Origin of the sequence: Bradyrhizobium nanningense, assembly GCF_004114535.1 — a bacterium.
Classification (GTDB): domain Bacteria; phylum Pseudomonadota; class Alphaproteobacteria; order Rhizobiales; family Xanthobacteraceae; genus Bradyrhizobium; species Bradyrhizobium nanningense.
Genome location: NZ_LBJC01000024.1, coordinates 621,671 through 634,311, shown reverse-complemented (window position 1 = coordinate 634,311; position 12,641 = coordinate 621,671). Strand labels below are relative to the sequence as shown.

The 12,641-nt window shown below is 67.0% G+C and carries 13 protein-coding genes and 1 tRNA gene; 6 read left to right on the top strand and 8 right to left on the bottom strand.

Annotation, left to right across the window (positions count from 1 at the left end):
- Positions 1-140: 140 nt before the first annotated feature.
- Positions 141-1,829, top strand: a complete 1,689-nt coding sequence (locus tag XH84_RS20585; protein ID WP_128921027.1) for an MFS transporter — start codon at positions 141-143, stop codon at positions 1,827-1,829.
- Between the two features lie 92 nt (positions 1,830-1,921).
- Here XH84_RS20585 and XH84_RS20580 read toward each other — a convergent pair whose 3' ends face one another.
- Positions 1,922-2,137, bottom strand: a complete 216-nt coding sequence (locus XH84_RS20580) for a hypothetical protein (RefSeq protein ID WP_128921028.1) — start codon at positions 2,135-2,137, stop codon at positions 1,922-1,924.
- Between the two features lie 170 nt (positions 2,138-2,307).
- A complete protein-coding gene (locus XH84_RS20575) occupies positions 2,308-2,601 on the bottom strand; it encodes a hypothetical protein (protein ID WP_128921029.1) in 294 nt (97 codons plus the stop codon).
- 253 nt (positions 2,602-2,854) lie between these two features.
- Between XH84_RS20575 and XH84_RS20570 the strand changes: the two genes are divergently transcribed.
- Entirely contained in the window at positions 2,855-3,916 is a 1,062-nt protein-coding gene (locus tag XH84_RS20570; protein WP_128921030.1) for a polysaccharide deacetylase family protein, read from the top strand.
- Positions 3,917-4,115: 199 nt separating this feature from the next.
- On the opposite strand, the gene XH84_RS40385 is transcribed toward XH84_RS20570, so the two are convergent.
- The 5 genes from XH84_RS40385 to XH84_RS20545 form a co-directional block, all read right to left on the bottom strand.
- A complete protein-coding gene (locus XH84_RS40385) occupies positions 4,116-4,259 on the bottom strand; it encodes a hypothetical protein (protein WP_206734156.1) in 144 nt (47 codons plus the stop codon).
- A gap of 100 nt (positions 4,260-4,359) precedes the next feature.
- Positions 4,360-4,435: transfer RNA gene (locus tag XH84_RS20560), tRNA-Thr, on the bottom strand.
- 100 nt (positions 4,436-4,535) lie between these two features.
- Positions 4,536-6,278 (bottom strand): heme biosynthesis protein HemY, encoded by a 1,743-nt coding sequence (locus XH84_RS20555; RefSeq protein ID WP_128921031.1) that lies wholly within the window; start codon positions 6,276-6,278, stop codon positions 4,536-4,538.
- Between the two features lie 35 nt (positions 6,279-6,313).
- Positions 6,314-7,522 carry a COG4223 family protein gene (locus XH84_RS20550; RefSeq protein WP_128921032.1) on the bottom strand — a complete coding sequence of 403 codons (1,209 nt, stop codon included), beginning with the start codon at positions 7,520-7,522 and terminating at the stop codon, positions 6,314-6,316.
- A 65-nt stretch (positions 7,523-7,587) separates the two neighbouring features.
- Complete coding sequence (locus XH84_RS20545; protein ID WP_128921033.1) at positions 7,588-8,334, bottom strand: uroporphyrinogen-III synthase; 747 nt, start codon at positions 8,332-8,334, stop codon at positions 7,588-7,590.
- A 152-nt stretch (positions 8,335-8,486) separates the two neighbouring features.
- Here XH84_RS20545 and tsaD point away from each other — a divergent pair, with 152 nt between their 5' ends.
- Genes tsaD through XH84_RS20530 form a run of 3 tightly spaced genes read left to right on the top strand, consistent with a single transcriptional unit; the run spans position 8,487 to position 10,959 of the window.
- Complete coding sequence (gene tsaD, locus XH84_RS20540; RefSeq protein ID WP_128921034.1) at positions 8,487-9,560, top strand: tRNA (adenosine(37)-N6)-threonylcarbamoyltransferase complex transferase subunit TsaD; 1,074 nt, start codon at positions 8,487-8,489, stop codon at positions 9,558-9,560.
- A 2-nt stretch (positions 9,561-9,562) separates the two neighbouring features.
- Positions 9,563-10,543, top strand: a complete 981-nt coding sequence (locus XH84_RS20535; protein WP_128921035.1) for an NAD(P)H-dependent glycerol-3-phosphate dehydrogenase — start codon at positions 9,563-9,565, stop codon at positions 10,541-10,543.
- Positions 10,544-10,545: 2 nt separating this feature from the next.
- A complete protein-coding gene (locus XH84_RS20530) occupies positions 10,546-10,959 on the top strand; it encodes an EVE domain-containing protein (protein WP_128921036.1) in 414 nt (137 codons plus the stop codon).
- Positions 10,960-11,001: 42 nt separating this feature from the next.
- Here XH84_RS20530 and XH84_RS20525 read toward each other — a convergent pair whose 3' ends face one another.
- Positions 11,002-12,081 carry an adenylate/guanylate cyclase domain-containing protein gene (locus XH84_RS20525; RefSeq protein ID WP_164936484.1) on the bottom strand — a complete coding sequence of 360 codons (1,080 nt, stop codon included), beginning with the start codon at positions 12,079-12,081 and terminating at the stop codon, positions 11,002-11,004.
- A gap of 101 nt (positions 12,082-12,182) precedes the next feature.
- Here XH84_RS20525 and XH84_RS20520 point away from each other — a divergent pair, with 101 nt between their 5' ends.
- Positions 12,183-12,638: an SRPBCC family protein gene (locus XH84_RS20520; protein WP_128921038.1), complete on the top strand. Its 456-nt coding sequence runs from the start codon at positions 12,183-12,185 to the stop codon at positions 12,636-12,638.
- Positions 12,639-12,641 lie beyond the last annotated feature (3 nt).

Genomic DNA, 12,641 nt, shown 5'->3' with positions numbered 1-12,641 from the left:
CCCGGCAACCGCCCTCTTTGCACCGCTTATAGCGGCCTAACCACTGGACAGCGAATGACTTTCGCAGGCATCACTGAATTTGCCGGAATCGCCCAAAGAGAGCTCCAAGACCACTTCTGCCAGCCCATATGGAAGGGGATATGACCGAGCAGCCAAACCGTCAGAAAATGGCCGCCGACGGCATCACCGCGCCGCTGCGTTACACCGTGTTCCGGCGCATCTGGCTCGCCAGCCTGCTCTCCAATCTCGGCCTGCTGATCCAGGGCGTGGGCGCAGCCTGGGCGATGACGCAAATGGCGGCATCGGCCGATAAGGTGGCGCTGGTGCAGACCGCCCTGATGCTGCCGATCATGCTGATCTCGATGCCGGCCGGCGCCATCGCCGACATGTATGACCGTCGCATCGTCACGCTGGTCTCGCTGTCGATCGCCTTGATCGGCGCGAGCGCGCTCACCGTGCTGGCCGGCTTCAACCTGATCACCCCCGAATTGCTGCTGACCTTCTGCTTCGTGGTCGGCAGCGGCAACGCTCTGTTCGGCCCGGCGTGGCAATCTTCGGTCAGCGAACAGGTGCCGCCCGACGCGCTGCCTTCGGCCGTCGCGCTGAACGGCATCAGCTACAACATCGCGCGCAGCTTCGGCCCGGCAGTCGGCGGCGTCATCGTCGCCGCGCTCGGCGCAGTGGCTGCCTTCGCCTGCAACGCGATTCTCTATATACCGCTGCTGGTGGTGCTGTTGTTGTGGCGTCGCTCGGTCGAGCCCTCACGGCTGCCGCGGGAAAAGCTCAACCGCGCCATGGTCTCGGGCTTCCGCTACATCACCAATTCGCCACCGATCAAGATCGTGCTGTTGCGCACGTTGGTGATGGGCCTGATCGGCGGCGCCATCATGGCGCTGATGCCGCTGGTCGCGCGCGACTTGCTGCATGGCGGCGCGCAGACCTACGGCATCATGCTCGGCGCCTTCGGCATGGGCGCCGTGATCGGCGCACTCAACATCCACGAACTGCGCAAGCGCATGAGCGGCGAAGCCGCGATCCGCGCCTGCACCGTCTCGATGGCGTTCGCGATGGCTGCGCTCGCCCTCAGCACGGAGCCGGTGCTGACGGCAGCGGCGCTGGTCTTGGCCGGCGCGGTCTGGATGGCTGCGATTGCGCTGTTCAATATCGGCGTGCAGCTCTCGGCGCCGCGTTGGGTCGCCGGCCGCTCGCTCGCGGCGTTCCAGGCCTCGATTTCCGGCGGCATCGCCATCGGCGCCTGGGGCTGGGGCCATCTCACCGACTACGCCGGTGTCGAGGTCGCACTGCTGACCGCGGCCGGCCTGATGCTGATCTCGCCATTGCTCGGGATTTGGCTCACGATGCCGCGCGTCGGTGCCCGCAATGAGGATGCCGATGTGCTGGCCGATCCCGAGGTGAAGCTGTCCCTGACGGGGCGCAGCGGGCCGCTGGTGGTCGAGATCGAATATCGCGTCGCGCAGGAGAACGCGCGCGCCTTCCACAACGTGATGCAGGACGTGCAGCTCTCCCGCCAGCGCAACGGCGCCTACGGCTGGTCGATCGCCCGCGACATCGCCGATCCTGAATTGTGGACGGAGCGCTATCACTGCCCGACCTGGTTCGACTACTTGCGTCAGCGCAACCGCTCGACCCAGTCGGAACGCGCGCTGCATCAGCAGGCGATCGATTTCCATCTCGGCCCGGAGCCGGTGCGTATCCGCCGCATGCTGGAGCGCCCGTTCGGCTCGGTGCGCTGGAAGGACGAGACGCCGGATCGCGCCGGCGCCGAGGTGCTGCCAGTGGTCGCGACGGCGGCAGGAAGCAGCACGTAGGCTCTTGCGAGCAGTAGCCCGCATGAGCGAAGCGACATGCGGGGTCAGGAGTTCCGGATATCGCTTCGCTCATCCGGGCGACGACGACATCGCTACTGCCCGTGCTCGGTCAGCACCTTGTCGCAGCCTTTGCTCAGCCGCGTGCGATTTTGCTTCAGGCAAGCGAGCACGGCGCTGTCGCCATTGTTCATCACGGCGCGGCAGAAACGGCTGACATCGCGCGCGCAGGCGTCATGGCCGGGTTGCTGCTGCGCGGATGCGACCGAGGCGCACAGAAGCAAAGGAATGATGAAAAGGAATCTGGTCATCGCGTAATGCCTCGTACCGCTTGATATGAGCGGGCGAAGCTAGTGCGACGATCCCGAAGCCGCAACGGGTTTATTGCCGAGCGGGACCAACATCGCCGCGTGGCTCCGGCTCGAAGCCGGGGCACATCGCGAAGGGAGCTAACCGACGCAAACGATGTCGTTGTGAGCTCTTACTGACTGTCCTGGGCGTCAGCGACCTTGCGCGAGGCGCCCTTGGCGAGATCCTTGTCCATCACCGCGCGGCAGCCGGCGCTTAAGTCCGAGCGATGCTTCATCATGCACGCCGTGACCTTCGGGATGTTGGGGATTTCCGACGAGCACAGGCGGAAGGCATCGCCGGTGCACATCTGCTGCGCCTCGGCCGAGAAGGCGAGACTCGAGCTCGTCGAAGCGATCGAGACGATGGCGGCAAAGCCCAGAGCCAGGCTGGTGTCGCGGATAGTGGCAGAAAAGGACTTGGTCATTTGAAGCTCCCATTGGCACCGCGCGGAGCGGGCCCGTTGTTGATGGGAACTACGATGTTCCAGCAAAACAGTTTCCACCGTGATGACCGTCACGCGCCCTGCCCCGACTGTGATCTCGGTCACGTTGGCGCACCGCCCTGAAATTCCTCCACAACCGCATTCGTGTTGGTGTCACGTTAACTGTTGGTTCGCATTAATGGCACGTCGCGCGGGAAATTCCGCAGGTTTGGTTGCGTAATTGGAAAGAGTAGCGATGCGTAATGCGTTGGGCCTGATGCTGGCCAGTGTAGTTGCGGCGGTCGTGATCGCCGCCGGCGGTTGGTTTTATTATTCCGCACGCGCCGATCAGGGCGCTCCCAAGACAATTGCCGCCCGTGCCGCCGATCCATTGCCGGCACCGGCGAAGCTCGCTGCCAGGGATGACGTCGAGACCACCGCGGCGATCGCGGCCAAGCCGGCGGCAGTTGCACAGGCACAGGCTCCCACGCCCGCCCCGGCTATGCCGGCGCAGCCGAAGCAGGCCTGCGCCAATCCGAACGCGCTGGGCGTCTCCCGCGTGGTCGAGATCGACACCACCGGCGGCCCCGGCTTCGGCTTCGACCATTTCAAGCAATTCGACTTCCTCACCGACAAGGAGGTCGTGCTGACCTTCGATGACGGCCCCTGGCCGGTCAACACGCCCGCGGTGCTGAAGGCGCTCGCGGACGAATGCACCAAGGGCCTGTTCTTCTCGGTCGGCAAGCATGCGACCTATCATCCGGAAATCCTGCGCCAGGTGCTGGCTCAGGGCCATACGGTCGGCACCCATACCTGGTCCCACGTCAATCTGAACGGCAAGAAGATGACCGAGCAGATGGCCAAGGACGAGGTCGAAAAGGGCATCAGCGCGGTGAGATTCGCTCTGGGTGCCAACCCGGCGCCGTTCTTCCGCTTCCCGCAGCTCCAGCATAATCCGGCGATCGTGAGCTATTTCGGCACCCGTAACGTCGCGATGTTCTCGACCGACATCGACTCCTTCGACTTCCGCAAGGGTGCAACGCCGGAGAAGATCATCGAGACCGTCATGAACAGGCTCGACAAGCTCGGCAAGGGCATCATCCTGATGCACGACTTCCAGAAGCACACCGGCGAAGCGCTGCCGGCGCTGCTCGCGCGGCTGAAGGCCGGTGGCTACAAGGTCGTCCAGATGAAGGCCAAGACCACGCTGCAGACGCTGCCGGAATATGACGAGGCGCTGCTGAAGGAGCTGAAGGTGCCGACCGCGGGCACGAATACGCGTCCGATCTCGAGCGTGGTGCAGACGGTGTCGCAGTAAACGCCATCGATCAGATCCAAGCTCTTGCATCATGGCCGGGCTTGTGCCCGGCCATTTGCTTTGGGCGAGCGGCTTACCAGCAGATGCCCAGACACTGATGGCGAATGCTCCGGTCGTCGACCGCATTCATCCACCTGACGGCGTCCAGAAAATAGGAGACGTCCTCGTAAAGCGGAGGAACGGATAACTGCCCGTGCAGCTATGAGGCTTCGAGCGATCTTGCGGCGATGACGGCGGTAATGCTCCAGGCGAGAATGACGAGGCCGGAAATTCGCAGCCACGCGTTCCAATCCGTTCTGGCCGTCGTCTCCGCATCCACCGCTTGCCCGTTGCGCGCATTCATCGGCAACGCATCGTAGTGACACAAGGGCGGAGCGCACGCGCAAGCCGGCCTCAGTGAACAGAGCGCAGGCTTGCAAGGACTGGATGGACAATCGAAAGGCTGGTGCCGCAAGAGGGATTCGAACCCCCGACCCCGTCATTACGAATGACGTGCTCTACCAACTGAGCTATTGCGGCGAACCCTGCCGGGGCCCGGGCGATGCCGGCCCCGATACGCGCGCTCCTGATATCGGGCATGGCCCGAATTGGCAAGGACAAGCCGACTTCGAATTGCGGCTCACGCGCCCCAGCGGGACCAGAATCCGCGCCAGCCCCCGGCCTGGGCCTTCGGTGTGCCGATTTGTTCCGTGAATTCATCGCTCGGACCCTCGTCGTCATCGATCCCGGGGTCGTCGGGGGGCCGGATGATCGGGATGACCGCGGGAATCGGGGCTGCCGCGGGTTTGCCGAGATCGGCCCGGGTCCGGAACACCGGTGTTGCCGGCGGAGGCGATGATTCGGCGGGCTCGGAGGCCGGTTGGACCGGTTCGGCGGTCACAGCGGCCGGCTCCTCTTCTTTGGCGATCGGGGGCGAATTGTCCTGAGCGGCCGGCACCGGGACTGGCTCAGCCGCGGGCGGTTCCACCGGGCTTTCGCTGGGAGCCACCGTCACACGCTTCGGCGGTGGGGCCGCCAGCATGGCTTCCTCGAAGGCCGAAGATTCGATCGTGGTGCCCTTGTCCGAGGGCAGGCTCGCAACCGGTGTCTGCCACTGGAAGGCGTCGAGGCGGCCGGTGACCGGGGAGACCGGGCGCCAGCGGTCGCTGACGTAACCGTCCGCGGTCCAGGCCGGATCGTGACGGGCGCGCACCGCGCGCAAGGTCCAGGCGCGGGCGCGGCCGCTATCGCCATGCTCGGCGCGCTCGATCTCGGCCATCAGCAGCGCGACGCGCTGGGTCGGGTCGCCAACATAGGGCGCCAGCACTTCGCGGGCGCGGCCGAACTCGGAGGCGTCGATCGCAGCACGCGCGATTGCGAGCTGACCCTCGATATGGCCGGGCTTGTCGGCCGGCGTCTTGGCCGCGAGCGTCTCGACCCGCTGCAGGCGCTGCCGCGCGGAATCGCCGAGCTTCACATGGGCATAGGCGTCCGCGAGATCGGGATGCGGATTGGCGAGCCAGGCGGCCTCGACCAGCTTCATGGCGCGGCGCACCTGATGCGCCTCGCTTTCGAACTTTGCGGCGAGCACCGCGGCCGGCACCAGGGTCGGCGCAAGCTTGATCGCCTCCATCACGCTCTCGCGCGCGACGTCGCGGTCCATGGTTTGCAGCTCCAGCGCGCGCGCCGTGAGCAGCACGCCGCGCTGGCGGCGATAGGCCGGCTTGTCGATCAGGCCTGCGGACAAATTCGAATCGAGGATCGCGAGCGCGCCGCCCCAGTCGCCGCGCGCGCAACGGAAGCCGAGCACCGCATGCGAGGCCCAGGTCGAGGACGGCGACAGCTTGATCGCTTCCTCCGCGATCATCACCGCGCCGACCGCATCGTCCGCGCGCTGCGCCTCTATGAACAGGCCGCGCAGGCCGAGCAGGCGCGTGTCCTCGCGCTCGGCCATGGCGCGGAAGACGCGCCGCGCCTCGTCGCGATTGCCTTCGAGCTGCGCCGACTGCGCGTGCAGGAGCAGCGCGAGCGGATCGTTCGGCGCATGCCGCCGCGCCGCCTCGGCGTGACGGCGGGCGAGCGCCGTGTCGCCATGACCGACTGCGAGCAGACCGTGCGTGATGGCGTGGCGGCCCCTTGCGTGGCGCTTGTCGTGGCGCCGCCGCCGCAGGCGCCCCGGTGTGCGCCAGATCATCGTCAAAATGCTCCAGACCAGCACGACGGCCGCGGCAAAGAGGCCGAGCAGGAACACGAATCTGGGAAACGTCGTCGAGAGGCGGAAAGGACCTGCGGTTAGGACCAGATCGCCAGGCTGGTCGGCAACCCAGGCCGCGCCGGCCGCCGCCAGCGCGATCAGGACGAGGAAGAGGACGATGCGAAGCATGACGATCCCTATACGCGCCGATTGTTGCGCGAATCTTATTGAGCAGGCTTGGCCGGATCAGATTTGGCGAGATCCGCCATCGCATCGTCGGCGAATTTGCGGGACGCGGCGAGCGCAGCGTCCCGGGCATCGGCCTTGTCGAGCCAGGCCTGTGCCGGAGCGCGATCAGCCTCCGCCAGCGTCTTGAGCTCGCGCCGCGCTTCGACGAAATCGTTGCGAAGCGCCGCCGCCGTCACTCGCGCAACGATCGCGCCGCGATCGTTGCCGACGCCGTCGGTGCGCTCGATGCGGACGAGTTTTGACGCGCCCGCCTGAAGACGCTCGACGATGCCGGCACTCGGGGCCGGGGCTTCCGCCGGTGGCGACAATTTCGGCACGATGGTGAGCAGCTCGCGGCTCAGCGCGACCGGCGTCGGGATGCCCGACGATGCAAACGTGTCGAGCGGCTTCAGCATGTCGGGCTTGGCGGCGAGCGACCGCGCCGCGGACAGCTGCGACTGATAGGGGTCGCCGTGGCGAACGGCGACGTCGAGCAGGGCCGCCGCCACCACAAAGCGCAGCGGCTTGTCATCCTTCGCCTTCGCATCGGCGATCTTTTCGCCCTGCTGCGCGAGCTCGGCCCGCTCCGTCCTGCTGGCGCGCTCGAGCTGCGCGATGCGGTCGGTGAGCGCGGCAAGATCGGGCGCGGCGGGGCCTGGCGCGGATTTCGTGCCGCTCAGTGCGTTCGCGGTCTTGTCGAACTGCGTACGCAGATTGGCGACGTCGCCGCGCAAGCCGTTTGCGGATTTCTCCAGCGCATCGATCCGCGCCGCCATGGCCGGATCGGTGACGGGCTTGCCGGCCCTGGCTTCGACCGCCGCAACGCGGCCGCTCAGCGCATCGACCGTCGCGCTGGTGACTTGCGGGGCGGCGGGCGGCGCCTGCACCGCGGGCCAACCCAGCATCCAGCCGACCGCGATCACGACCGCAGCTGCGACAGCGCCGGAGAACGGCGCAATGACCCAGGGCGAAATCGACGACGCCGGAGCCTGCGCTTCGATACGCTCCGGCTCCGCGTCAAGCTTGTCGGATTCTGCCTGTTCAGGCGCGGCGTGCTCCGGCGCCGGCTGAGCCTCGGGCTCGACCGCGGTCTCCTGCGGCTGGGTCGAGACTTCGGTGGCTTCGAGATCAATGGTGGGCGGAGTGCGCTTGGCACGACCGCTGTCGGGCGCCAATCCTGCGTCTTCAGGCTTGTCGTCGGCCATCGTGACGGTTCCTCACACTTCCATACCAGGGTGGACCAGATTGTGTCGGATTCGGGCCCGACCTCTTACGCCAAACGGGTGCGCAACGCACGCTCCAAGGTGGCAAACAGGGCATTTTCGTCCGGCGTCGCGGCGACCAGAACCTGCGACGCGCCGGCATCGCGCAGCGCGCTCGCAACCGCCTCGGACAGGCAGCATTGCGGTATGGCCAGCGCCGAGATTTCGACGCCTTCGTCCCGCGCCGCGTCCAGGAACGCGCGGGCGCTGCGCCTGGAGTAGTGCAGCACCGCCTCGACCCCGTGGGCGGCAAAGCCTTCGCAGACCTCGCGCGGCAGATGCTTGACCGGCGCCATGCGATAGGTCGTCTGCGTGACCACGGAAAAACCCTCCGCGTCGAGCTCGCCGCCGAGGTCGCGCGACAGATCCGCGCCCGCGAGATACAGCAGCGTGCTCTTCTTCTTCAGCACCTTGTCGCGTGCGCTCTGCATCACCGTGTCGCGCAAGGACGCGGCATCGCCGCCGGCGACGATCACCCGGACAAAGCCGGCGTCGCGCGCCGCAGCGGCCGTATGCTCGCCGACCGCAAACAACGGCAGCTTCAGGAGACCAAGGTCGCGCGATTGCGGCGCGACGGCACGGATCGCGTTGGCCGAAGTGACGAGGATGGCACCGTAGGGAGCTTCAGCTTTGTCATGGAAGGCGACCGGCTCGAACTTGAGCGCCGGCGCAAGCAGCACCGCATGCCCTCGCGCGCGCAGACTTTCCGCCGTCGCCTCATTGTCGGGATGCGGCCGTGTGACAAGAATGGACATCGCTGGTGTTCCCGAACCAATTGGCGGTGACGCATGACCCGAACGGATTGCTACGTGACGATTGCGCAATCTGGCCCCGGAATGCTACCGGACGTACCAGAACTCTGCTTTACGGATGAGCGCAAGGGCGCAAATTGGATAACAATTCGCCAATGCTGGTGCTGGGTATCGAAACCACCTGCGACGAGACCGCCGCGGCCGTGATCGAGCGCGCATCGGACGGCAGCGGCAAGATCCTGTCCAACATCGTAAGGTCGCAGATCGAGGAGCACGCCCGCTTCGGCGGCGTCGTGCCGGAGATTGCCGCTCGCGCCCATGTCGACCTGCTCGACGGTATCGTCGATCGCGCGATGCGCGAGGCCGGAATCGGCTTCGCCCAGCTGGGCGGCGTCGCGGCCGCCGCGGGGCCGGGCCTGATCGGCGGCGTCATCGTCGGGCTCACCACCGCGAAGGCGATCGCGATGGTGCACGACACACCGCTGGTCGCAGTGAACCATCTGGAGGCGCATGCGCTGACGCCGCGCCTCACCGACGGAATCGAATTTCCCTATTGCCTGTTTCTCGCCTCCGGCGGCCATACCCAGATCGTCGCAGTCACCGGCGTCGGCCAATATGTGCGGCTCGGCACCACCGTCGACGATGCGATCGGCGAGGCCTTCGACAAAGTCGCGAAGATGCTGGGACTGCCCTATCCGGGCGGACCGCAGGTCGAGCGCGCGGCGGCAAGCGGCGATGCCACGCGCTTTGCATTCCCGCGGCCGATGCAAGGACGCCCCGACGCCAATTTCTCGCTGTCGGGATTGAAGACGGCGGTGCGCACCGAGGCGAGCCGGCTCGCTGAGATCACGCCGCAGGACATCCGCGATCTCTGCGCGAGCTTCCAGGCCACCGTGCTCGATTCGACTGCCGACCGGTTGAACGTCGGCTTGAGACTTTTCCGCGAACGATTCGGCGCGCCCCGCGCGCTCGTGGCCGCCGGCGGCGTCGCCGCCAACCAGGCGATCCGCGGCGCCCTCGATGACGTCGCACGGCAAGCCGGGACACAATTGATCATGCCGCCCCCCGCGCTCTGCACCGACAACGGCGCGATGATCGCCTGGGCCGGCGCCGAGCGCCTCGCGCTCGGCATGACCGACACGATGGACGCGCAGCCGCGCGCGCGCTGGCTGCTCGATGCCAACGCAACGGCGCCGGCAGGCTACGGCAAAACGCGGGCGGGATATTAGCGATGACCGCGTTCCAATCCGTCGCGGTGATCGGCGCAGGCGCCTGGGGTACGGCGCTGGCGACGGCCGCGGCGCGAGCCGGACGGAACGTGACGCTATGGGCACGCAGTGCGGAGCATGCGGCGCGAATCGCCTCGACCCGAGACAATCCCCGGCTGCCCGGCGTACCGCTTGCTCCGGATATCATCGTGACGAACGATCTGGCACTCGCCGCGCGCGCGGACATCCAGCTGATCGCCACGCCGGCGCAGCACCTGCGCGGCGTGGTCAACATGCTGGCGTCGCATCTGGCGAGGCCGGCACCGATCGTTGCGTGCGCCAAAGGCATCGAGCACGGCACCCACAAGTTCATGACCGATGTGATTGCGGAAGCCGCCCCAAGCGCGCAGCCGGCGATCCTGTCGGGACCGAGCTTTGCCGACGACGTCGCGCGCGGCTTGCCGACGGCGGTGACGCTGGCGGCTGGCGATGAGAGATTGGCGAGCACGCTCGTGCAGGCGCTGGGCTCGCCGACATTCCGCCCCTATCACTCCATCGACATCCGCGGCGTCGAGATCGGCGGTGCCGCCAAGAACGTGCTGGCGATCGCGGTCGGCATCGCGGTCGGGCGCAAGCTCGGCGCCTCCGCGCAGGCCGCGCTGACGACCCGCGGCTTTGCCGAGCTGATGCGCCTCGGCCGCGCGCTCGGTGCACGCAGCGAGACACTCGCCGGCCTCTCCGGTCTCGGTGATCTCATCCTGACTTGCGCGAGCCCGCAATCGCGTAATTTCGCGCTTGGGCTCGCGCTCGGACGCGGCGAGCCGCCGCCCGCCGGCAAGCTCGCCGAGGGTGAGTTCACGGCGCCGGTGCTGATCGAACTTGCAGCTTCGCGAGACATCGAGATGCCGGTATCCGAGGCGGTCGCGTCGATCCTGAGCGGCCGAAGCACGATCGACGCCGCGATCTCGGGGCTGCTGACGCGCCCCTTCAAGTCAGAGGAATGAACATGGCGTACTGGCTGGTGAAATCCGAACCGTCGGTGTGGTCCTGGGACCAGCAGGTGGCGAAGGGCGCCAAGGGCGAAGCCTGGACCGGCGTGCGCAATTACACCGCGCGCCAGAACCTCGTGGCCATGAAGAAAGGCGACAAGGCGTTCTACTATCATTCCAACGAGGGCAAGGAGATCGTCGGCATCGCGGAGGTCATCAAGGAGGCCTATCCCGATCCGACCGACAAGACAGGTAAATTCGTCTGCGTCGACATCAAGGCCGACAAGCCCTTGAAGAATCCGGTCACGATGGCCGCGATCAAAGCCGAGAAGAAACTCGCTGACATGGCGCTGGTGAAGTATTCGCGCCTCTCGGTGCAGCCGGTGACGGCGGAGGAGTGGAAGCTCGTCTGCAAGATGGGCGGGATATAGGCGTAGGTGCAGTAGCCCGGATGAGCGAAGCGATATCCGGGCCTACGCCTCCGGCAGCGCGAACACTTCGCACGGCGCGGCAATGCCGCGCAGCGAATGCGACCCGAGCGCGACCAGCGGCATGTCCGTCTCGGCGGCAAGCGCGCCCGACACCAGCACGGTCCTGCTGAGCGGCTTGCACAATCCTTCGAGGCGACTGGCGAGGTTGACGGCGGGACCGATCGCTGTGAAATCGAGCCGGTTGGCGGCGCCGATATTGCCCCAGAGCATCTCACCGAGATGGAGCGCAGCGCCGAACGCCAGCGGGGGCAGGCCCTTGGCGCCGCGCTCCGCGTTGAGATAGGCCATGCCGGCCTCGGCTGCGCCTGCAGCACGTAAGGCAGCCTCGCAGGCGCGACGCGGCGATGCCTCGACCACCGGAAAGATCGCGAGCACGCCGTCGCCGATGAATTTCAGCACCTCGCCGCCGAAGGCGTGAACAGCGCCGGCGATGCGATCGAACCAGGCGTCGAGCGCGGCGATGACCTCCCCGGGCGGTGAGGTTTCAGACAGGGTCGTGAAATTGCGCAGGTCCGCATAGAGCAGCGCGGCCTGAATGGTCTCGCCGAGATCGCGACGCAAGGGTGCGGCCAGCACCCGCTCTGCACTGCGCCTGCCGAGATAGGCATCCAGCGTTGCCCGCAACGTGGCGCGCGCGGCCAGCACGGCGAGGGGCGTCGCGGCAAAACGCGCGGCCTGGCGCAGTTGCCCGATTTCGTCTGCGGTGAACGGCCGCGGTCCGATCCAGCCCAGCTGTGGCCCGTCGAGCCGTCCGACGATGTCTTCGTGCACCTCGCCGCCTGCGAGATCGCGCAGCCAGCGGCGGCCGGCATCGTTGGGCGGGTCTGGGGCCAGTCCGCCGGGCGCAAAGCCAAGCGCTTCGATCACCTGGCCGCCGTCGGCGCGCCACAACCAGGTCCGCTTCGCGATCAACGGGTGCGGTACCTCCAGCGTCAGACTGCCTGCCGCAAGCGGCAGGCCGTCAGCGACCAGATGTGCGCCGAGTTCCGCAAGCAGGCGATCGGCCCCGGCACTATCCGAGGCGGCATCGACAAGCCAGGCGAGGGTCGGGGCGAGCTGCATGGCTCGATCATGGCGAAACCGGGCCGTCTTTGTCACGGGCAATCCTTGACGGGCCGCTTCGACGCCGCCATGTCCCAATGTCAGCCCAGGGATGATCGCCGATGACCGAACCGTTCATAGTGCGACGCGAGACCCAGATCGCCGCGCCACGCGCCATTGTTTTCGCTTACCTGACGGACCCCGAGAAGATTTTGAGCTGGATGGGCTCCGACGCCACCACCGAGCCGCATCCCGGCGGTCTCTATCTGCTCAAGGGCATCGGTCCGCGCGGCGGCGGCGCCCGCGGCACCTTCCGCGAGGTCGTGCCGGTGCATCGTCTCGCCTACACGTTCGGTTGGGAGGGCGGCCAGGAAGTGCCGCCCGGCTCGAGCCTGATCGAGATCGACCTGATCGAACGCGACGGCGGCACGCTGCTGCGCATGACCCATAGCGGCCTGCCGAGCGAAGCGCAGGCCGCCGCGCACGCGGCAGGGTGGGCGCATTATCTGGAACGGCTCACGACCGCAGCCGCAGGCGGCGATCCAGGTCCCGACATAGGCGTTTCCAACAAGGCATAGGCA

Excerpts from the sequence above, each read along its gene's own strand:
- XH84_RS20585 (WP_128921027.1), top strand. The coding sequence starts at position 141 with ATGACCGAGCAGCCAAACCGTCAGAAAATGGCCGCCGACGGCATCACC.
- XH84_RS20580 (WP_128921028.1), bottom strand. The coding sequence starts at position 2,137 with ATGACCAGATTCCTTTTCATCATTCCTTTGCTTCTGTGCGCCTCGGTC.
- XH84_RS20575 (WP_128921029.1), bottom strand. The coding sequence starts at position 2,601 with ATGACCAAGTCCTTTTCTGCCACTATCCGCGACACCAGCCTGGCTCTG.
- XH84_RS20570 (WP_128921030.1), top strand. The coding sequence starts at position 2,855 with ATGCGTAATGCGTTGGGCCTGATGCTGGCCAGTGTAGTTGCGGCGGTC.
- XH84_RS40385 (WP_206734156.1), bottom strand. The coding sequence starts at position 4,259 with ATGAATGCGCGCAACGGGCAAGCGGTGGATGCGGAGACGACGGCCAGA.
- XH84_RS20555 (WP_128921031.1), bottom strand. The coding sequence starts at position 6,278 with ATGCTTCGCATCGTCCTCTTCCTCGTCCTGATCGCGCTGGCGGCGGCC.
- XH84_RS20550 (WP_128921032.1), bottom strand. The coding sequence starts at position 7,522 with ATGGCCGACGACAAGCCTGAAGACGCAGGATTGGCGCCCGACAGCGGT.
- XH84_RS20545 (WP_128921033.1), bottom strand. The coding sequence starts at position 8,334 with ATGTCCATTCTTGTCACACGGCCGCATCCCGACAATGAGGCGACGGCG.
- tsaD (WP_128921034.1), top strand. The coding sequence starts at position 8,487 with ATGCTGGTGCTGGGTATCGAAACCACCTGCGACGAGACCGCCGCGGCC.
- XH84_RS20535 (WP_128921035.1), top strand. The coding sequence starts at position 9,563 with ATGACCGCGTTCCAATCCGTCGCGGTGATCGGCGCAGGCGCCTGGGGT.
- XH84_RS20530 (WP_128921036.1), top strand. The coding sequence starts at position 10,546 with ATGGCGTACTGGCTGGTGAAATCCGAACCGTCGGTGTGGTCCTGGGAC.
- XH84_RS20525 (WP_164936484.1), bottom strand. The coding sequence starts at position 12,081 with ATGCAGCTCGCCCCGACCCTCGCCTGGCTTGTCGATGCCGCCTCGGAT.
- XH84_RS20520 (WP_128921038.1), top strand. The coding sequence starts at position 12,183 with ATGACCGAACCGTTCATAGTGCGACGCGAGACCCAGATCGCCGCGCCA.